23 protein-coding genes and 2 riboswitches are annotated in these 20,498 nt (G+C 39.1%); of the genes, 4 read left to right on the top strand and 19 right to left on the bottom strand.

Annotated elements, in window-relative coordinates; genetic code table 11:
* Positions 1–168: 168 nt before the first annotated feature.
* Positions 169–1,056, top strand: coding sequence for a fructose bisphosphate aldolase (locus NY10_RS11075; RefSeq protein WP_058920009.1), 888 nt, complete (start codon positions 169–171; stop codon positions 1,054–1,056).
* 68 nt (positions 1,057–1,124) lie between these two features.
* Here NY10_RS11075 and NY10_RS11070 read toward each other — a convergent pair whose 3' ends face one another.
* The 12 genes from NY10_RS11070 to ribD all read right to left on the bottom strand — a co-directional run bounded on the left by NY10_RS11070 (position 1,125) and on the right by ribD (position 11,562).
* On the bottom strand, positions 1,125–1,685 hold the full coding sequence (locus NY10_RS11070; RefSeq protein ID WP_058920008.1) for a DUF1697 domain-containing protein: 561 nt from the start codon (positions 1,683–1,685) through the stop codon (positions 1,125–1,127).
* A 78-nt stretch (positions 1,686–1,763) separates the two neighbouring features.
* Positions 1,764–2,687, bottom strand: coding sequence for an alpha/beta fold hydrolase (locus tag NY10_RS11065; RefSeq protein ID WP_058920007.1), 924 nt, complete (start codon positions 2,685–2,687; stop codon positions 1,764–1,766).
* A gap of 280 nt (positions 2,688–2,967) precedes the next feature.
* Entirely contained in the window at positions 2,968–3,777 is an 810-nt protein-coding gene (locus NY10_RS11060; RefSeq protein WP_058920006.1) for an aldo/keto reductase family protein, read from the bottom strand.
* A gap of 211 nt (positions 3,778–3,988) precedes the next feature.
* Positions 3,989–4,255 (bottom strand): toxin-antitoxin system YwqK family antitoxin, encoded by a 267-nt coding sequence (locus tag NY10_RS11055; protein ID WP_058920005.1) that lies wholly within the window; start codon positions 4,253–4,255, stop codon positions 3,989–3,991.
* A gap of 59 nt (positions 4,256–4,314) precedes the next feature.
* The gene (locus NY10_RS11050; RefSeq protein ID WP_058920004.1) at positions 4,315–4,875 is read right to left on the bottom strand and encodes an SOS response-associated peptidase; all 561 of its coding nucleotides are present in this window, start codon (positions 4,873–4,875) and stop codon (positions 4,315–4,317) included.
* 76 nt (positions 4,876–4,951) lie between these two features.
* A complete protein-coding gene (locus tag NY10_RS11045; protein WP_058920003.1) occupies positions 4,952–6,343 on the bottom strand; it encodes an ABC transporter ATP-binding protein in 1,392 nt (463 codons plus the stop codon).
* A gap of 13 nt (positions 6,344–6,356) precedes the next feature.
* Positions 6,357–7,013 carry an energy-coupling factor transporter transmembrane component T gene (locus NY10_RS11040; RefSeq protein WP_231726807.1) on the bottom strand — a complete coding sequence of 219 codons (657 nt, stop codon included), beginning with the start codon at positions 7,011–7,013 and terminating at the stop codon, positions 6,357–6,359.
* Between the two features lie 23 nt (positions 7,014–7,036).
* Positions 7,037–7,627: an MptD family putative ECF transporter S component gene (locus tag NY10_RS11035; RefSeq protein WP_058920001.1), complete on the bottom strand. Its 591-nt coding sequence runs from the start codon at positions 7,625–7,627 to the stop codon at positions 7,037–7,039.
* 454 nt (positions 7,628–8,081) lie between these two features.
* Positions 8,082–8,543, bottom strand: coding sequence for a 6,7-dimethyl-8-ribityllumazine synthase (gene ribH / locus NY10_RS11030; protein ID WP_058920000.1), 462 nt, complete (start codon positions 8,541–8,543; stop codon positions 8,082–8,084).
* A 48-nt stretch (positions 8,544–8,591) separates the two neighbouring features.
* Positions 8,592–9,785, bottom strand: coding sequence for a bifunctional 3,4-dihydroxy-2-butanone-4-phosphate synthase/GTP cyclohydrolase II (locus NY10_RS11025; RefSeq protein ID WP_058919999.1), 1,194 nt, complete (start codon positions 9,783–9,785; stop codon positions 8,592–8,594).
* Between the two features lie 18 nt (positions 9,786–9,803).
* Positions 9,804–10,460 carry a riboflavin synthase gene (locus NY10_RS11020; protein WP_058919998.1) on the bottom strand — a complete coding sequence of 219 codons (657 nt, stop codon included), beginning with the start codon at positions 10,458–10,460 and terminating at the stop codon, positions 9,804–9,806.
* 28 nt (positions 10,461–10,488) lie between these two features.
* Positions 10,489–11,562 carry a bifunctional diaminohydroxyphosphoribosylaminopyrimidine deaminase/5-amino-6-(5-phosphoribosylamino)uracil reductase RibD gene (ribD, locus tag NY10_RS11015; RefSeq protein WP_197409017.1) on the bottom strand — a complete coding sequence of 358 codons (1,074 nt, stop codon included), beginning with the start codon at positions 11,560–11,562 and terminating at the stop codon, positions 10,489–10,491.
* 142 nt (positions 11,563–11,704) lie between these two features.
* Positions 11,705–11,819, bottom strand: a riboswitch (FMN riboswitch).
* Positions 11,820–11,969: 150 nt separating this feature from the next.
* Positions 11,970–12,084, bottom strand: a riboswitch (FMN riboswitch).
* Positions 12,085–12,219: 135 nt separating this feature from the next.
* On the opposite strand from ribD, the gene NY10_RS11010 reads away from it, so the two are divergent.
* Positions 12,220–12,528, top strand: a complete 309-nt coding sequence (locus tag NY10_RS11010; protein WP_156413294.1) for a hypothetical protein — start codon at positions 12,220–12,222, stop codon at positions 12,526–12,528.
* 85 nt (positions 12,529–12,613) lie between these two features.
* On the opposite strand, the gene NY10_RS11005 is transcribed toward NY10_RS11010, so the two are convergent.
* From NY10_RS11005 to NY10_RS10995, 3 genes are all read right to left on the bottom strand, one after another.
* A complete protein-coding gene (locus NY10_RS11005; RefSeq protein WP_058919996.1) occupies positions 12,614–12,895 on the bottom strand; it encodes a hypothetical protein in 282 nt (93 codons plus the stop codon).
* A 146-nt stretch (positions 12,896–13,041) separates the two neighbouring features.
* On the bottom strand, positions 13,042–13,536 hold the full coding sequence (locus NY10_RS11000) for a uracil-DNA glycosylase (RefSeq protein ID WP_082664239.1): 495 nt from the start codon (positions 13,534–13,536) through the stop codon (positions 13,042–13,044).
* Positions 13,537–13,627: 91 nt separating this feature from the next.
* Positions 13,628–14,449: a hypothetical protein gene (locus tag NY10_RS10995; protein WP_058919994.1), complete on the bottom strand. Its 822-nt coding sequence runs from the start codon at positions 14,447–14,449 to the stop codon at positions 13,628–13,630.
* 264 nt (positions 14,450–14,713) lie between these two features.
* On the opposite strand from NY10_RS10995, the gene NY10_RS10990 reads away from it, so the two are divergent.
* The gene (locus tag NY10_RS10990) at positions 14,714–15,901 is read left to right on the top strand and encodes a hypothetical protein (protein WP_058919993.1); all 1,188 of its coding nucleotides are present in this window, start codon (positions 14,714–14,716) and stop codon (positions 15,899–15,901) included.
* A gap of 176 nt (positions 15,902–16,077) precedes the next feature.
* On the opposite strand, the gene NY10_RS10985 is transcribed toward NY10_RS10990, so the two are convergent.
* The 4 genes from NY10_RS10985 to NY10_RS10970 form a co-directional block, all read right to left on the bottom strand.
* Positions 16,078–16,473, bottom strand: a complete 396-nt coding sequence (locus NY10_RS10985) for a DUF956 family protein (protein ID WP_058919992.1) — start codon at positions 16,471–16,473, stop codon at positions 16,078–16,080.
* Positions 16,474–16,634: 161 nt separating this feature from the next.
* Complete coding sequence (locus NY10_RS10980; protein ID WP_058919991.1) at positions 16,635–17,546, bottom strand: PTS system mannose/fructose/sorbose family transporter subunit IID; 912 nt, start codon at positions 17,544–17,546, stop codon at positions 16,635–16,637.
* Between the two features lie 21 nt (positions 17,547–17,567).
* The gene (locus NY10_RS10975) at positions 17,568–18,371 is read right to left on the bottom strand and encodes a PTS mannose/fructose/sorbose transporter subunit IIC (protein WP_058919990.1); all 804 of its coding nucleotides are present in this window, start codon (positions 18,369–18,371) and stop codon (positions 17,568–17,570) included.
* Between the two features lie 28 nt (positions 18,372–18,399).
* Positions 18,400–19,395 carry a mannose/fructose/sorbose PTS transporter subunit IIA gene (locus NY10_RS10970; RefSeq protein WP_058919989.1) on the bottom strand — a complete coding sequence of 332 codons (996 nt, stop codon included), beginning with the start codon at positions 19,393–19,395 and terminating at the stop codon, positions 18,400–18,402.
* Between the two features lie 496 nt (positions 19,396–19,891).
* Here NY10_RS10970 and NY10_RS10965 point away from each other — a divergent pair, with 496 nt between their 5' ends.
* Positions 19,892–20,407, top strand: a complete 516-nt coding sequence (locus tag NY10_RS10965) for a DUF2798 domain-containing protein (RefSeq protein ID WP_058919988.1) — start codon at positions 19,892–19,894, stop codon at positions 20,405–20,407.
* Positions 20,408–20,498: the final 91 nt, after the last annotated feature.

The following is a 20,498-nucleotide window of genomic DNA, read 5'->3' as shown; positions in this document are numbered from 1 at the left end:
AAAGTTCTCCTTCAACCGTTTCTTCCTATTTGGCTTTTCTTTTCCAATGCCTTCTTTTTGTAGTTTAAAGCTGTGACTGGTATACTGAATAGCGAAGAGGTTATATTTGATTGAAGGATTATATAAATTAAATGTAACGTTCAACAAATTATCTAAGGAGCTGGTATTATGCAAAAAGAACAATTAGAAATCGTAAAAAATGGACAAGGTTTTATTGCGGCACTCGATCAAAGTGGTGGTAGTACTCCAGCAGCTTTAGCGCTTTATGGCGTTTCAGAAGATTCCTATTCAGGCGAAGATGAGATGTTTGATCTCGTTCACGAGATGAGAACGCGCATCGTTACCTCTCCTGCTTTCAATTCTGATTCTATTTTAGGCGCTATTTTATTCGAACAAACGATGGACCGTAAAGTTGAAGGTCTTTTTACTCCGGATTATTTATGGGAAAAGAAAGGCATTGTTCCTTTCTTAAAAGTTGATAAAGGATTAGCTGAAGAAGCTGACGGTGTTCAATTAATGAAGCCCAATCCTGGATTAGACGAATTATTAAAGAGAGCAAATGAAAGACATATTTTTGGCACTAAAATGCGTTCTGTTATTAAAGAAGCCAATCCTGAAGGCATTAAGAAAGTTGTCGACCAACAATTCGAAGTCGGCAAACAAATCATTGCTGCTGGTTTAGTTCCAATTATTGAACCTGAAGTAGATATCAACAGCAAAGACAAAGAAAAATCTGAAGAACTCTTAAAACAAGAACTTCTAAACCATTTGGATAAATTAGGCGAAAATGAACCGGTTATGTTGAAACTTTCCATTCCGTCTGTGGACAACTTCTATAAAGAATTGATCGAACATCCAAAAGTTGTCCGAGTCGTTGCTCTTTCCGGCGGCTACACACGTGAAAAAGCCGATGAAAAATTATTAGCCAATCACGGTTTGATCGCCAGCTTCTCAAGAGCCTTATCTGAAGGGCTAAGTGTTTCTCAATCAGACGAAGACTACAATAAATTATTGGAAGAATCCATCAAAAAAATCTATGAAGCTTCAATAGCGTAACTCATAAATCGAAACAAAAAAGAGTTGAGACTTAAATCTCAACTCTTTTTTTATTTGCCTAAGTTTTATTACTTATCTTCCTTACTTTGTTCCTCTAGAAAACTCAGCAGTTTAAGAGTCGTATTTCGATTCCTGATGGTTACCTGCTTATAGTAAGGACGACTGGCTAATTTGGAGTAATGCGTTTTACTGTAATTTTTTTGAAAAGAAGAAGACCAAAAAACGGCATGCTTCCCGATATGAATTCTTTCATAAGGTGTATCAATAGCCGCTAGCAGTTCAATAATCTTTTCCTTATCCGCTGAAGGCAGCAAGAATAAGGCGTTGTGTCTGTAACCTTCTTCTGCTCCCCACCAAGCTGGGCTATCAGCCAATTCTGCTTGGTACTTTTCTGCAGAAAGGACCAAAACTTCAACCGGAAAATCAAAGTGTTCAGACAAGATTTTTTGGCATTTGGCTAATACATCTTGCTCCGTATCTTCCTCGCTGTCGACAATCAAATTGCCGCTGTTAATATGAGATTTGACATTCGTAAAACCAGCGTTGACCAGGTATTCTTTAAACTCGCCCATGGGAACTCTATTTTTCCCTCCAACATTGACCCCTCGCAATAAAATAATAAACCGCATAGTACCGAACTCCTTTTTAGTTTAACTAGCTTATTCGCTTCAACAGATAAACTTCTTTCTGATACTGCTTTTAGCTGCTCAATTGCTCCATAAAAATTCAGCGACCAGCTTATCCACTTTAATATTCTCGTGCAGCTGACTGTGATGAGCTTGCGCTCCCGTTATTTCTTCATCATGATAATCAAGGCCATTTGTTTGCATTAAATAACCGATCGCCAACCCGCTTCTGACCGGAACGGTGCCGTCTCCTTCAGAACCATCTTGCAAATCGCCAACAATGTTCAGCATTTTAGTTGATGAGGGGTACTGTTGAATAGCGGCTGAAAAGTCGCCATACCGCTCGCTGATAACCGATGGGCCATCCTGACTTAACGCATCAAGTGTTTGCGTTTCATTGCCCGTCACAAAATCATTAAACGGAGCACCGATGGCAATAAATTTGTCAACGGTTGGCAGTGAGTCATCATTCCCATAGGTGACGAGGTACCGGAAACTGCTCACACCCCCCATCGAGTGACCGACCAGATTAACTTCATCGATTTGATAGGTTTCTTTTAAATAGGATAGAACAGCTTTGATCCAATCGGCTTGGTTCCATTCATTGTTTTTATTATCCGCAAACAATACCTGAATCAATGGATTAATTGCTTGGTCCTGCCAACTGCCTGTTTCAGAAACACTGCCATCCGGTTGAACGGTTACCGTTAAAGCTTTTTCCCCGAGGCCGCTGACTTCCAAACGAGACAGCATACCATCAAACGTACCTTTCGTTCCTTCATAACCATGGATAAAGAGCGTTGGAACAGTCGTCTGATTTGTGGTCAATGGATCCGTTGATTCGCTACTGGAAATAGCTGCTTCACTCGTGCTAGGAGTTTTCGATTCAATTGAAGAACGTCCTTCATTAATCGATCCAGCTGACCGTTCACTTTGACTTTGGCACCCCAAACTCACAATACTTAGCAAGGCGACCATAAACGTAAACAGAAATGTCTTTCTCATGCATTACCACTCCCGACAAGTTTGAATTTATTGCAGTGAATCATTTTATCTATCATAAAACAAAAACAGGCTTTTTAGTACCCAAATCTGCACTTCCGAGGGGCAGTTTGCCTCGTTCTTATGCTTTCAGGGAAAACACACCTTGTTAATATGAGTTCGTTCAGTTTATCCACAAAAATAGACAAGTCCTCTGATTTATACGAGTGACTTGCCCCAAATAAGAAAAGGCTGACTAAAGAGTCAACAACTAGTTGTAAAAGTGTTCCATCGAATCAGACATTTAGAGTGATTCAATAACCGTTAGATCGTCTTTTGACAATTCAAAATCGAATAACTCCAAGTTTTCAGCTTGGTGTTTGCTATTATGCGATTTTGGTATAACTGCAACGCCTCTTTGGATTTGGTAGCGCAGCAAGACTTGTCCCCAGTTTTTATCGTATTTTTCGCCGATTGCCGTTAACTTGGCAGTCTGTTCTTCGTTCACTTTATTTAATGGGCTCCACGCTTCCGGAAGAATATCATTTTTGAGTAGATACTCAATCAGTTCATTATTCCAAGTATGCGGATTTGATTGAATTTGATTAACAACAGGTTGAATGCGAGCAAAAGTTTTTAACAATTCTAATTGTTCAATACTAAAATTCGATACGCCGATCGATTTGATTTTTCCTTGATCAACGAATGATTCCAACACTTCCCAAGTCTGTTTTAATGTATCTTTATCTTCAATGGGGTGATGGATCAAATACAAGTCGATATAGTCCGTTTTTAAATTTTCGAAACTTTGTAAAATCGTTTGCTCTACTCGTTCTTTAGAACCAATGTATTCTTCTTTTGCTGGAATTTTTGTCGTAAGATAAAACTCGCTACGATCGACCCCGCTTTCGTAAACTGTTTTTCCAACTCCCGCTTCATTCCGATAAGAAATAGCCGTATCAATCAAACGATAGCCGGCTTTGATCGCAGATTGCAGTGCACTAAAGTCGCCGTTCAATTCACCATTGTATTGATTGCCTTCTTTTCCATAGGTATTCGTTCCGGTTCCGATTACCGGGATGTCTGTTCCATTTGCTAAAGTAATAGTTTCCATTGGCTTATTCCCCTTTACTATTTCATTAACTGTACTCTCATCTATAATAGTAAATATTTTTACTGTACTAAGTCAAGTTTTTAGGTGCTCCTCACTACTAGAGCCTATATCATTTTTGACAAATCATCCATTTTCAAAGAAAAAACGAGGTTGGGACAAAAGTCCAAACCTCGTCTCTTTTAATCGTCCATAAAAATGAATAGCAAGTACATTAATTGACTTCTTTGCCATGGTCAAATTGCGCTTCTTTCTCAATCTGTCCATTTTGATGATACCGAATCCATTTTCCATCCTTAACATCATTATCTAAGTGACCAATTTGCCATAACTCTCCGCTTTTGCGATAAAACTTCCATTTTCCTTGCATTTGACCATCAAAAAGACCGATTGCTTTGGTTTTTCCATTTTCAAAATAATGCGTTCGTATTCCGTCTTCGGTCACTTGTTTGATTTGTCCATTTTTATAATAACCGTTCACAATTGCTCCTCCTCGTAAATGGGTTGCAGCTTCAATTCATTAGAAGCAGCAGCTCTAAGTTACACCTCTTCGACCGTTAGTTCAGGCATTGCCTTTTTTAAATATTCTCCAGCAAAATCATCGTTGGTCAAATAGCGTTTGATCTCTGATTTTTCAATCAGCAGCGGCATGCGATTGTGGATAGGCAAAACCGATTGATTTGGTTCTGTTGTCATAATAATACTACGCGAACCTTCTTTAAATGTTTTGTAAAATCCGCAGATATAGACCGGTTGAGCAGATAACGTAAAAAGATATTTTGACTTTTCTTTATTCCATTCAAAGAATCCAGTCGTCGGAAATACACATCGAGTGGTCTGAAAGGCTTTTGAGAACATCTTTTTCTCTTTAACAGTCTCGCTGCGCGCATTGATGATCAATTGACTTGGTTTAAACCCAGGAAAACCCCATTGCATTCCTGTTACCTGGATATTCTTTTCTTCGTCTGCCAAAATAAGGGCCGTTGTATCAGATGGGAATACTTCCCCTGTTTTAATTTCACTCGAACTCTTGCTTGCCAAATCATAGATCCGCTTGATCTCATCATTCTCGTTAGGTGAAAATCGATACCGACCGCACATGCAAACCCCTCCCGCTTCTTTTATAAGCATAGTATAGACAATTAGCAGAGGAGTTTCTATTATAAGACCTTTTTTTCTAAAAATGCATAATCTTGTCACAACTCTTGGCAGCCAATTCCTGATCATGAGTAATCACAAAAATGATTTTCCCCATCGCTTTTAACTGCTTCATGAGTTTCGTCACGTTTTCCATGTTGGTGTAGTCAAGACCACTGGTTGGTTCATCAAAAATCAAAATATCTTTTCCAGAACAAATGGCGGCAGCAATCATTACCCGTTGTTGTTGACCGCTCGATAACGAAACCGGGTGCCGGTATTCTAACTTCCGCAAGTCCAACAAGTCGATTACCTCATCATACCGTTCAGGATTTTGAGCACCTAATAAAATTTCATTTTTCACGCTTTCAGAAAACAACTGGTAATGAACATCTTGCATCACTAAGAAGCAGCGTTTCAGCATTTGTTTTGCCGTTTGTGGCTTGCCTTTCCAATACACTTGTCCATGCTTGAATTTCAGCAAGCCGGATAGAGCTTTGATGAATGTTGTTTTCCCAACCCCATTGGCGCCCATAATGCCAATAATCATCGGTTCATCGATTGAAAAAGATGGGATTTCTTTTAGTACTTCTTGCTTTTTATACCCTATCGCTAACTCTTCTCCGGCCAACAGACTTTCTGTTGTAAAGTCGAATGAACCGATCAACTCTTGCACTGCTTTTTTGTAGGGTTCTAAATCAGTAGAACGCAGGCCTTTTTGATGCAGTTGTTCATTGCTTAACGCTAAAAAATCTTCTTGATTATAAATGGTTCTTAATTCTCCCTCTTCAAAGTAACAGTAACGATCGGCAATCCCATTCAAGTATTCTAACCGATGTTCAGCAACAACAACGGTGATTCCTTTAGCTTTTAACTGACGGATCGTATAGGCGACCATCGCGATTGCGTCTGCATCTAAGTTGCCGGTTGGTTCGTCTAGAACAACAATCTTTGGTTCGTGGATAGCAGCAGCGCCAAGTGCAACTTTTTGCCGCTCTCCCCCTGACAATTCAAACAGATTGCGATCCAACAAATTCTGCAACTCTAAATTTGTACTGACGATATCTATTTTTTTTAAAATCTCAGCTGGTTCTATTCCAGCATTTTCACAAGGAAAAGCAATTTCTTTCGTGCTATTGATATGGAAAAATTGCGTGTTTGGGTTTTGGAAAACAGAACCGACGATACTCGCATAGTCTTCAATCTGAGATTTCCCCAACTCCAGTGTATCTGTTCGAAAGCTGCCGCTCCATTCGCCTTCATACACTTCTGGTATCAAGCCATTGATTAATCGCGTAAATGTTGTCTTACCACTGCCGCTTTTCCCGCAAAGAACGATACACTCGCCTGCTGTTATGTTTAATGCTGAGGCAGCAACAGCCTTTTCGTCGGAAAAAGGATAATGAAAAACAAAGTTCGTTAAATTGATCACAGCAATCCCCTTTCTACAGTACTTGGTGTAAATACACAAACCCGATGATCAACGTTAGACAGAATATATCTTGAATGTTAAAACCTATCCGTTCGATACTTGTGTGTTTATTCTTACGACTGATTCCCTTCGCCAATGAAGCAATCGTTAAATCTTGTGCCGTATTTCCAGCAGACATCATCATGGGAATAATGATGTATTCAAAAAAGCGGACCGGCTGCTTAACCATGTCCCCTTTTGAAAGAAAGATGCCGCGAAACTTCATGGCATCCCGAATATGCTGATAATCTTGCTTGATTGCTGGTAAAAAACGGACCATCACAATGACTGGAATAAGAATACTTTCTGGTGTCCGTAATTTTCGCAATCCCAGAGTTAATTCTCCCACAGTGGTAGTTTGCATCAAATACGTTCCAGCCATAATGCACGGCAGCATCAATCGCAAACTTACCGCAAAGAAAATAAGGACCATTGAGACTCCATCGGAAACTTGGTCAATGACATATTTATCTACCAAAATCATCCCTAAAAAAATCAGCAAATACGTTACCCCGGTTTTTCCTTTATCCGCTAGAATAAACAACAGTGCTAAAAGGAATACCGTTATTACTTCTAACATACCTTGGACCTGGCTCAGCAAAATGTAGTTGCACCAAAGCAAAATGACCATTTTAGTCCTTGGATCAAGTTGCATTACACTAGACCAGCTTTGCTAAAATGTTTTTTCACCATTTTTTGACCAAATACCCCGCCAATAATAGAAAAGAGAACCAGTGATACTAAAACAGTCGCAATAACGGGCCATTCGAAACTAGCTAGTACCTTTGTGATATAACTATTATCTTTTCCTCTTTCAACCAAACTCTGAATATAAGCTTCTTTCATAAACCACATTGGCAAAACCGGTCCCAAATTGCCTAATGAAAAGACAAAATAACTCGCTAAATTCCATTTGTCGCTTACATAATGTCCTTTTTTAGCAACAAAATCTGCTAAAAAGCCAAAGATTAAACTCGCTAAAAAAGTTGGTCCGAAATGACCAGAACTAAAGTAAAACAGTGCCAATAAGATTCCTACGATTGAAATCGCACCAAACTTTTTCACTTTAGTCACTAAAAACATGTAAACAACTCCGGAAAGAAGAGCTGCAAATGAAGGCGCGAAAATATGCGTTCCTCCTGGAATCAATACTACTCCTAGCAACGTTCCAACCGATAGACAAACAAAATACAGCGCACTAAAAACGCCGATATTAATTAAATCTCCTACTTTTAGTTTTTCCATCTTCTTTTCTCCTTCTTAAAACGCATTTCTCCAAACTGTCTTGCTTTCATAAAAACAGACAAATTCTTCAACTAGACGTTTTTATTTTAATTAATAGATCAATTTTGTTAAATGAATCACAGATACATTTCAACCTATCTATTCTAACAGAAAACGAGAAACTTTTTATAGTGATGTTTACTTTTTTTAAAATTACTTATTTACTACCATAGAAAATCAAATGGTCTTCTAATCAAAATCAGTTTTTTAAACGGTTCTGTAACGGCATTTAGTTTCTAAATCAAAGATGAGCCGATTGTTTGCCCGTTACACAATAAATCCCATAACACTAAACGCTCATCTAAGATTTTGCTGCAGCAGCAAACTTTTAGATGAGCGACTTAATTTTTTAGCACATTAGAATAACTATTTTCTTCAAGTAAGGGGGCGATTTTGACTGTTCACTTCTCAGTCTTTACATACCTTTCAACAGATTAGCCATTTCAATTGCAGAAACGGCTGAGTCATACCCTTTATTTCCAGCTTTAGTACCGGCACGTTCAATAGCTTGTTCGATATTGTCAGTCGTCAAAACACCAAAAATAACAGGTACTCCTGTATTCATTGCAGCTGCAGCTACTCCTTTCGAAACTTCTGCACATACATAATCATAATGTGAGGTAGAACCCTTTATGACTGCACCTAACGTGATAACAGCATCGTAATCTCCTGATGCTGCCATTTTTTGGGCTACTAACGGGATTTCATAAGCTCCCGGTACCCACGCAACAGTGATTTCTTCCTCTGACATACCATGTCTGCTCAACCCGTCCACTGCACCGCTCAATAATTTTGACCCGATAAATTCATTAAACCGTGCAACCACGATCCCTACTTTTAAACCTTTTGCAATTAAGTTTCCTTCGAATACGTTCATTTGAATTCCTCCATTTAAGTTATTTTTAGCAGCTCTTGATGCCTTTTCTTAATAGTTCAAAAAGTGCTTCATTTTTTCTTGTTTGATCTTTAAATAAGCTTCATCCTCTGCATAAGCATCCATTTGAAGTGAAATTCTTTCTACGATGTCCAAACCGTATTTCTCCATGCTTTCAACTTTCAGCGGATTATTGGTCATCAAACGTAGTTGATAGATGCCTAAATCATCAAAAATTTGTTTGCACTCATAATACTCTCGCAAATCTATTGGGAATCCCAGCATCAAATTGGCTTCAATCGTATCGTGTCCTTGATCTTGCAATGCATAAGCTCTTATTTTATTGACCAAGCCGATCCCGCGCCCTTCTTGCCGCATATACACCAAAACACCACGACCTTCGTTTGCAATATGTTTCATTGCCGCGTCCAACTGCTGACCGCAATCGCATTTTTTAGAACCGAATACATCCCCGGTCAAGCATTCTGAATGAATCCGGCACAATACTGGTTCTCCGTCACTGACCTCTCCCATAACCAAAGCCACATGATGTTCCCCGGTAATAGCGTGTTCATATGCGTAAATGTCGAACTCTCCATATTTGGTAGGCAATTGCGCTTTGGATTGGCGAAAAATAACCGCTTCTTTGGCTTTCCGGTAGTCAATCAAATCTGCAATTGTCCCGATCTTCAATCCATGCTCTTTGGCCAACGATAGCAAATCATCTCTTCTTGCCATCGTTCCGTCTTCTTTCATGATTTCACAGCACAATCCCACTGGCTGCAAGCCTGCCAATCGCATCAAGTCAACCGTAGCTTCAGTATGTCCATTTCGAGTTAACACGCCTCCTTCCACCGCTTCTAACGGGAACATATGCCCTGGTCTTCTAAAATCTTCCGGTTTCGCATCATCCGAAACTAATTGCATAGCTGTCAATGACCGTTCTCCCGCTGAAATCCCCGTTGTAGTCGCTACGTGGTCCACTGAAACGGTAAACGCTGTTTCGTGATTGTCTGTATTGTCCAAACTCATTTGCGGCAAGGCTAACTTCTTCGTATATGTTTTAGTCATTGGCATACAAATCAAGCCTTTAGCATAGGCAGCCATAAAATTCACATTTTCTGCCGTCGCAAATTCAGCAGCGCAGATAACATCCCCTTCATTTTCTCGATCTTCATCATCCACCAATAAGATATTTTTTCCAGCCTTTAAATCAGCCAATAATTCTTCAATTGTATTAAACATGGTTTGCTCCTATCTGTTCTAAAAGAACCCGTTTTCCTGCAAATAATCTTGCGTTATTCGACTGCTCTCTTGAGGTTGTTTTTTCGAATTCAGTCCTAATAATTTCTCGACATACTTTCCAATCATGTCGCATTCCAGGTTTACAGTATCCCCCGGTTGCTTACACAGCAACACCGTTTCCTCTCCTGTATGTGGGATAATAGAAACTTGAAAAGATTGATCATCCACCGCCGCGACAGTCAAACTTACACCATCAATAGCAATGGAGCCTTTTTCAATAATGTACCGTAATATCCCAGGATCAGTTTCAATTGTGAGCCAAACAGCATTATCGTCGCGTTTAAATTCGCTGATCTGTCCAGTTCCATCGATGTGGCCGCTAACGATATGTCCGCCAAGCCGAGTTTCCAAACTCAGTGCCCGTTCTAGATTGACGAAACTTCCGGGAATCAATGTTCCGATATTCGTCCTTTTTAATGATTCAGACATAACATCTGCTTCAAAAGAATCGTTTTCTATCTTCGTCACAGTCAAACAAATACCGTTTGTTGCGATACTGTCCCCAATACGCGTTCCTTGCACTACTTTTTGCCCTTTTATTCTGAGAACTGAAGAACTTTTTCCGCTTTGGATCGACTTAACGGTTCCCACTTCTTCAATAATTCCAGTAAACATGAGACTTCCTCCAATCGATTGCTTCTCTTTATTTATCCAGATAGCCTTCTACAACTAGATCCTCTCCAACCATCCCAGCTGTCATCCGATTCAGTTGAAAAGCCTCTTTCAAATCTGCAACGCCTGCCCCTTCAACAGCTGTTTTAGCATGCTTTCCTCCGATGATTTTTGGCGCAATATAAACCTGCATTTTATCCACAATGCCTTCTTCCAAGGCTGAAAAATTCAATGCCGCACCGCCTTCCAGCAAAACACTGTCGATTCCCATGGCACCTAGTGTTTTCATTAATTCCCGCAAATCAACTCTCCCAGACTTCTCTTTAGTCACAATGACTTCAACGCCCATTTGCTTTAACGTTTTTACTCTTTCGCTATCGGCTCTTTCAGTAGCCGCTACGATTGTTTTAGCTGTATCCTGCTGAGTCAATACCGTTGACGCCAGCGGAATTCTGAGCTGACTATCCACCACAATTCTAATGGGATTTTTGCTATTTGGCCCTCTGGCAGTTAGCTTCGGATCGTCTCTGATAACCGTTTCGACCCCGACCATGATCCCAGACAATTCATGACGCAAATTATGTACCTGCTGCCTGGAAGCTTCTCCAGAGATCCATTGAGATTCACCCGTCACTGTCGCTATTTTTCCGTCTAGTGACATCGCCGTTTTCATCACAACAAAAGGTTCTTTAGTGATAATGTATTTCATAAACACTTCATTCAATAGTTGGCATTCTTTTTCCAAGACACCTACGTCCACTTCAACTCCAGCATTACGAATCCTTTCAATCCCTTTTCCAGCCACTAATGGATTCGGATCGAACGTCCCAACCACGACTCGTTGAATCTTTTTCTCTATCAACAAGTCTGAGCAAGGAGGCGTTCTTCCCAAATGCGAACAAGGCTCTAGCGTGACATACAACGTTGCTCCTGCCACATCTTCTTTTGCTGATGCAACCGCATTTACTTCCGCATGAGGCTGCCCGTATGTTTCATGATATCCCTGACCAATCACTCTTCCATCTTTAACAACCACAGCACCCACTAAAGGATTCGGCGACGTCCATCCTTTGCCTTTCTTGGCTAAATTCAATGCAAGCTGCATATATTCTTCATCCAATCCTCTCACCCCTTCCCAAATAAAAAGCCCTAAGAATTTCTTCTCAGGGCTTTCGTCATTTTTGTTTATAAAGACACCACAAATAAATCCGCATACTATGTACACGGTTGCTTTTGTTCTTTAAAACTGATGTCTTCTTTTATCCAGACTATAACTGTCGGCTTCGGAATCTAACCGAATCTGCCTCGCGGCTCGTGGGCTTTACCACCGGTAGGGACTTTCGCCCTGCCCTGAAGACTATTTAATTTTTCAAACACTATACAAAAAAGCCCAAGATTTACATCCAGGGCTTGGCTTATCGTTAAATAAGACGGTTTAATAGCTGCATCATAAACTCACGATTTCCATCCATCTCAAATAAGACTTCAATCATCTTCATTGTTCAGCAATTAGTTTGTCTTCGCTTTATCCAGACTATACTGTCGGCTTCGGAATCTAACCGAATCTGCCTTGCGGCTCGTGGGCTTTACCACCGGTAGGGACTTGCACCCTGCCCTGAAGACTTATTTACTTTTGTACTGTAAGAGTATAGTGAAACAAAACTAATGTCAATAGTGATTTAATTTTTTGAAGCAGTTGGTTAGCTGTATTAATTAAGTATGGTAGAATCAATTCAGATTAAAAAATGAAGGAGATTTGAGTATGAGCTCAGTAATAGAAATTGCACTTATTTTACTCCCTATGATAATAGTAGGGGTAATCGGGATATTTGTAGTTACAAAACTTAAACAAAAGCACGATCATGGTACCTTGGGTAAGAAAAAAACCAAAGGCGCTCAAGATTTACTAAATAGTTTGATACCACTAGGCATGCTTCTTGGTTGTATTATTGGTATGATTTCAAGCTCATTTTTTCCCATTTCTTTATTATCTACACTTAGTTTAGGAGCTGGAATCGGCTTATTAGGCGGATATTTTGCTTATGAAATTTACAGCAAGAAAGAAGAGTAGTAACAAAAAAGCTCGTCAAATGAGCCTTTTTTGTTACTTTTCTTTTCTAAAACTGAACTTCTTAAAAATAAACAGTGAGCTTTATTTATCCTTGTTCGTAAACAAAAGAATTAAACACCAATTCAATTTCTTTATCTAATGTGAAAGATACTCGTTCTGCGAAATGCGGCAAGGACTGCACATGAATACTGTTCTCCAATACATCAAATACAACAGGCGAGACATCTCCAAAGTTTTTTGACTTAAGAATGATTGCAACTTTACCATCGTTATTTTGAAGCAAGTCAGCTTTGTCAGACAAATTAATTGTCCAGCCATGTGGTAAAAGATACTGCGTTGTCGGTCTATCTTTTTGTTCATTCGTCATATAAATCACTCCTCTAAAAAAATAGTTGCTCTTATTATATCGATTATAAATACTGATTCCTAGAACAACTAAATTATTCCTACAACACGATAGAAGACACTCTTCCTATTCAAGATTATTCAACTGTTGTATTCGTTAGTTCATTCTTATTTGATTCGCTTTATTCCTTGAACAAATGCATTTTTTCCGCCTTGAGCAGGATGTCTTACTTTCAGACACTCTATTCCCAGCTGATGAAGGCTTTCTTCCGCTTTATTGCCTACCGCAACAACCTTTTCAATCTGAAACATTTCAATCATTTGAATAAGAAACATTTCTCCCATCAAAAGTTCTTTCTTTGTTGGCATCCGATTGCTTTTGCCGTTGTCTTTTTTATGAGGGTGAAAAGGAAAAGCATTCCATCCTAATGAGACAATATCCTGTTCTAAAAGTGTATTCCATATAATGGTAGCCGTTGCTTCTTTTAACAGCTTGTCTTTTTCCGAAGGCAGTTTATAACCGTTTTCCTTGCCAAATAGTTCTAACCCCTTCACGTTATTCATCAGCAAATGTTCACTGGTAAAAGGAACTCCGGTAAGTCGGCTACCTCTATACCCTGGTGCTTCTCCAACAAGTATCAGTTTAGGTTTGATTTTATCCATTTGCTTTAAATAAACCAGCAGATTCTCTCTCCTAACAGCATTCTCTTGATTAGCAGATGAAAATACAGAACTATTAAGTGGTTTTTCGATTTTAGTTTATTTGCTGCTGTTCTGTCAATATGCGCACCCATTCTTCTTGTGCCGCTTTATCTTCTGAGACCTTAAACACAAAATTTTCAACTGCTTCTGCCCCAGGCTTAGTTAATCCATCATCAGCATATTCATCATAGCCCGCGCTAAAACTCCCTATCTCTTCCACTGTTCCAATTAATTCATACACTACCCCGTTATCCCCTAATAAATATTTGTGCATAGAAAAATCAGGGTCTGCGATTTCATGGAACCCAACTGCCGTGGCCTGTGTTTCCGGGGTTTCATCATACCCTGTGATACCTGACAGTGACGTATAAAATACTACTCCTCCGAGAGCATGGATGTCGAAAGCATCATACCCTGGCAAATTTTCGTCAGGAATTGTTTCTTGGACCTGAATTTCTCCATCTTCTGTTAACGCATACCAATCGCCTTTGCCAGCGGCACCATGGTTAAAAAAGAAATCAGATACGGCCATATTACCTGTCTCAGCTCTGGGTGCAGTCCATTCTAAAAAAGTTGCTGTTTTTGTACTAGCCTCTTCAGAAGAATATTTTTTAACTACATCTATCGGCTGATCATTTTCAGTAATTTTATCCTCTTTTTCACTCACTTTTGTTTCTTCGTCAATAGAATTGGCACTTTCCGCTACTTCTATTTTTTCGGAAGTAGTTACTTGTTCTTCTGAATCGTAACTATTAGTGCTTTCTTTTAGATTGGTATCCTCTCCTGAACAACCAACTAAACTTATGCTTAACCCTACAGCCAGTCCTACTAACAAGCTTTTCTTTTTCTTTCCAAAAGTTCTATTGAAATTCATCTTTCCTCCTCCATTCTTCAAACGAAACAATTTCAACTCCAATTAAGAACTTACTCTTCATTCTTTAATTCTATCATTTCCACTAGTTTCTTCATCACAATTTGCTTGCTGTTATACAGGGACTTCTGCTTCAGCTGATCTCCGGAACAGCTCTTACTCTATTAATTTACTGCTGAACAAGTATTTTTCTAAGCCCTTTCAATTTATACCCAGAACTATTCTTGTTAGGATTAAGTTACACCTATTCGAAAGGAAGGATTCCTCATGAAAAATAGCCTTACAGCAAAAATAATGTTTCTTAGTACATCTGCGCTTTTATTATTTGGCTGTGGAAACAATGAAGATAATAATAGTGAAAAAGAAGTAATAGAAGACTCGACACAATCTAGTCAGCCTAACCAAAGCCTACAAAATGAAGATACGACAGAACACGAAAAAAACAATGATGAAGCTGCAAATGGTATGAGTGAGAGTGATTCACAAACAGAAAATGAACTTGATGAAAAAGAAATGCATGAATACGTGCGTTCATTAGCTGAAAATCCTGAACTTGTTGAAAAACGCGCTTTAGAAAATATTGAATTGAGAGGCATTCACCAAAACACCTTTATCTATAACGGCCGAATCCACCCAGACAATAATGCTTTCATGCAATTTGAGGGAGATGAAGGGTATTCCGACGATAGAATAGATTTAGAAGTGAATGAAGAAGGCTATTTTACAGTTGTCTTTGATGAGTGGGATCTCGAATCACATGATGAAATTCTTTTAACGATAGCTGTTCCAGGAACTCATCGAGAAGATGTTTTTCATTTGCCTATTCACGCTGCTGAAAATGGCATGGAAGTGATTGAAGCTCATAATGCACCAAAAAGCGTAAAAAGTGACCTTTCTGAATCTTTAGAATTAAATGTTATTTATCCAACCACACTTATTTACAATAGCCCCTTTGGTGGATATGCAAGAGGTCTTGCATACCAGATGAATGATAGATTCTATACGTTATCCACACCAAAAGGCAGCGGCAGCAATTCTACTTATTTTCAAACACAATTTGAAGAATATCCTGAGGCTGGTCAGCACATTACGTTCTTTATTCCTATGAATGGGTTCATTGTCACTGTAGAAAAACAAGTACAAGAAATCTCCGAAGAAGCTCAAAAAGCGATTGATCGTATGCATGACCAAACAGAATTTCCTGCAATCGGTAAAGACAAAGGCGAGCCTGGAGGAAATGGTGACTCAACAGACTTTTATGGAAAAACCGTGCCTAATGCTCACATTGCTATTGGCGGAAAAAATCAAAGCGGACTGGCTTCGACTGGATCAAATGACACTGGTGAATTCACATTATCTCTTTATGATCCGTTTCCTGAAAAAGATGATACCCTCTATTTTACTATTCGAGATGAAGATGGCTACACAGAAACCTTTGAAGTCAAAGCTGAATAAAGCTCCCCTAATTGATAAGAAGAACCTGGGGAATTTTCTAACTTGGATAAACACTAACTTTAGGAGACGATATGCACACTTAAATCTACAATTATTTTGATACAAAAAAGCTTAGAACTCAATAGTTCTAGGCTTTTTTGTATCACTCAAGAAGCAATAGTTAAACTAGTACTCCCTTACTTCTTTTTACTCGTTTTTGGTTTCTTTTTCCCTATCGACTTAAAGGCACGTTTCAGGACATCAAAGAAACTTAGAGATTGTACCATATGGTCAGGCTCTACATATTCCCGTATAGCTCGAAGAACTTTCTTCGGCTTCTTAGAAGAAAAGGTAAACGTTCCTGACTTCTTCGTTTCAATTGCATAACGCGGAATCCATTTCCCCTTAAACATTACAGAGGCAATGACTTGTTCTACTTCCTCCCACGGAATTTGAATAAATTTACGTTTATCACGAGAATGATAAAATTCAAAGCCTTTATCACCGATCATGATTTTCCCATAATCCGTTAGTCCCGTAAAAGCGGTGGCATCTATTACCAAATCTACCTTTGTATTAATTGATTCAACCATTCTATCCGCTCCATTTCATTTAACTTGTTTCATTCATTATACGTTGCTTGAAGCGATTAAGCCAATACAAAAAGCGGCTGAGGTGATAAACCCCAGCCACTTTTTATTGTGTGAACTATTATTGGTTCAGACATTTCAAACGGATTTTTTTACACCTTTGATTATAATAGTCCGATTACATGTCCGCCTATTCCAACTACGAATAAGCCTAGGATAATAACGATTGGGCTAACATTTTTCTTAAGCAGCCACATACACCCTAATGTTAAAAGCAATGCAGCCAAACCTGGAATTAATTCATCTAAGTTATTTTGTAAGGTCGTTACTTTCGTTGGTGAAAGCGCCAATCCTGAGTTTACTTGTTCAAAGGCTTGACGAATACCTTCACCACCATTAGGAAGTTTATCCCATTCAATATAGGCTCCTTCGTCTAACTGAACTCTGGAGACAACGGGTAGGAAACTGATCGATACCCATCGCTGTACCAGCGCGGCCAGTACGAACATTCCCAGAATGGAGGCACCTTTTGTGATATCTTGCAACAAGCCTCCTGAAAGGTCATCAGTGATTTTAGAACCGGCTTTATAACCAAATTCTTGCGTATACCACATAAAGCCCCAACGAATCAAGTTCCAAGCTACGAAGAAAATAATTGGTCCAAGGATATTTCCACCCATTGCTAGTGATGCTCCTAAAGCACCTAACATCGGACGTACAGTAAACCAGAAGACTGGGTCACCAACACCAGCTAAAGGACCCATCATCCCAACTTTAACCCCTTGAATCGCTACATCATCAACTGGAGAACCATTTGCACGTTCTTCTTCAAGTGCTAAAGTAACTCCTAAAATTGGGGAAGCAATATACGGGTGAGTATTAAAGAATTCCAAGTGCCGTTTTAATGCTGCTGCACGATCTTCTTTTGATGTGTATAATTTTTTGATTGCTGGAATCATTGAGTAAGCCCAACCACCATTTTGCATCCGTTCATAGTTCCAAGAACCTTGGATAAACGTAGAACGCCATGCAACGGCTAAGCGATCTTTTTTTGTTAATTGAATTTTTTCTGCCATTTCTCTTCTCCTCCTTCAGGATTAATAATCGTTCAAGATATCGCCAAGCGGGTCGCCAGAGTTGCTTCCTCCGCCACCATTAGAAGAGCCTCCCATTTTAGAAAGGTTCAAGTAAATAAGGGCTAAAGCTACACCCAAAGCTCCAAGAGCGATAAGGGTCAATTGAGAAATTGCAGCTACTACGAAACCAATAATGAAGAATGGCCATACTTCTTTTGTTGCCATCATGTTGATAACTAATGCATAACCAACCGCAACGACCATTCCGCCACCAATAGCCATACCATCTGTTAACCATGCTGGCATTGATTCTAAGAATGATTGAACGGTTTGTGCCGGGATGAATAAAAGTGCTCCTGCAGGAATTGCAATACGAACCCCTTGCATAGCTACTGCAGATAGATGCAATAGTTCGATTCTTCTAAAATTACCTTCTTCAGCTGCTTTATCCATCAAGTGTACGATAGGTACAGCAAGTGTACGAACAACCATTGTTAAGAAAAGTCCTGCTACTGCAAGTGGAACCGCAATTGCGATTGCTGATGGAACACCGGCAATACCTTGTCCACCTAATACTAAAATAATTGCTGATGCAACTGATGCTAATGCAGCATCTGGCGCTACCGCTGCTCCGATATTTGCCCAACCAAGCGCGATCATTTGAAGTGTACCGCCAAGAACGATACCTGCTGTCAAATTACCGGTTACTAAGCCGATTAATGTACATGCCACTAATGGTTGATGGAATTGAAATTCATCTAAGATTCCTTCCATCCCAGCTAGAAAAGCAACAAGTATTACTAAAATAATTGATATAACAGACATAATAGCCCTCCTATTTACTTTATTTTTTTCATTTTGCGCGTGCTAATTCAGTTTTTGCCTTTTTAAGGATATCATCCATATTGCCGCGATTATCATTTGGTACTTTACGTACATCAAATTTGATGCCTTTTTCTTTCATTTTTTCAAAAGCTGCTACATCATTTTGTCCCATAGAAAGCACATTGCTAACCACTACTTTTCCGACTGAATGGGCTAATGAACCAACGTTAACTTCTTTAATATCTACGCCGCCTTCAATCGCTCTTAAGACATCTTCTGGACCTTCAAATAATAATAACGCTTTCGTATTGCCGAAGCGAGGATCCTTAGAAATTTCAATCATCTTATCGACTGGAATAACATTCGCCTTAACTCCAGGTGGTGTCGCTTGTTCGATCAACCTCTTACGAAGATCATCTTTAGCTACTGCATCTGAAACGACGATAATGCGGTTTGGCAGTGTCGATTTCGTCCATGCTGTTGCTACCTGTCCATGCAGTAAACGAGAGTCCACACGTACTAAAGCAAATTTGATTTGCCCATCCCCAACTACTGTATTTGGAGCAAGCGGTTTTTTAGGTTGTCCATCTTCAGAAAGTGCCGCAGATGCTTGTCCTTTAGGCTCTAACTCTTCAGGTTTGATTCGAATACCTTCTTTTGCCGTATCTATGATATGTGCAGCAATTTCTTGAGCTGATTCCATTGATAAACGTGATGCATAAGCTTCAATCACCATTGGCAAATTCAAACCAGCAACGATCGCCCATTTGTCTTTGTGTTCTTCATACAAACTGTTCGCTTGATTGAACGGAGTACCTCCCCACAAATCTACTAAGAACAATACTTCATCTTGATCATCAAAAGAAGAAATTGCATCTGTCATTTTTGCTTTCACATCTTCTGGGCCTTCGCTTGGCATTAAAGTAATAGCTTTAACGTTTTCTTGTTCTCCAAAAATCATTGCGCCGGATTGCAAGATACCTTCAGCAAATTCGCCATGGCTTGCCAGTATAATTCCTACCATATTTCTACCTCCTAATTAATTTATTTGTAATTTTCCATTTAACCGTCATCCGCAGTGTATCTAATTGGTTGATCCACACTGTAATTTCTTGTCTGTCGATTACCCAATTATTAATTCTTACTTAGCGGATAGTGATATACCCACACAATCCCTTCCTTCTCAAATGCCTATTATTTGCCGTCACCTAATATAAAGCAATTTTCGTGCCAACTATAGTGTATCGCTTAAGAGTCTTGTATTAATGGGATTTAAAACAAATAGAAAAGACAGTATCCGATACACTAATTAGTGTATCGGATACTGTCTTTTCTCAATCATCTTCTGTTTTTAGTGTATTATTTAGTATTAAGAATAATTTTAAAAAACACTTAGAAATATTTTTTGTTTTATGACAGGATTAACTTACAAATAAACAAAAAAATAAATTGCGTATAATTGATCAGCAAACCTCCTTGGGGTTTGCTGTTTTTTTTTGCGTAAAAATGGAGGAATTCAGTTGGACTTTTTTATACGTTTGCCTAGATCAAAGAAAGAATTCACCCTATTTATGGGGATTGTTTCCATTCTTTCAGTCACTATTATTGCACCATTGATTACGGCTTTTGAGATTGGCTTTACTATGGAAACTTGGAAACAAACATTGGCGATACTGCCCATTATTTGGATCGCGGTGGTTATTTTAGTCTTGTTGGTGCACGCACCTGCAGACAAGTTGTCAGCTAGCATCGTAGATAAAAACGACAGCTTTCGCTCACAAATCACTATCAACATCTTATGCAACGTCTTATTAATGTCTATTTTTATGACCGTTATCGGATCATGGATAGGACAACGTGATATTTCGTTAGAACCCATTCAATTATTTTTCCACAAGTGGCCTCGTAACTTCGCCATTTCATTTGCAGTAGAAGCTCTAATTGCACAACCTATAGCTAGACAAGTTTTGTTTATGCTCCATACAAAAAAGGATGTTAATAACTCATCTGTTTCTGAAGAACCTCAAGAAAAGTAATAGATTAAAAACAGCTCCTGCTAATAATTGGGGCTGTTTTTGATTTACATAAAACATAATTCATATCCGATACCCTATATTTGCTTATCTA

Source organism: Carnobacterium sp. CP1, from assembly GCF_001483965.1.
Classification (GTDB): Bacteria; Bacillota; Bacilli; order Lactobacillales; family Carnobacteriaceae; genus Carnobacterium_A; species Carnobacterium_A antarcticum.
The sequence above is the reverse complement of the archived record's forward strand: the minus strand, read 5'-3'. Positions and strand labels throughout refer to the sequence as shown.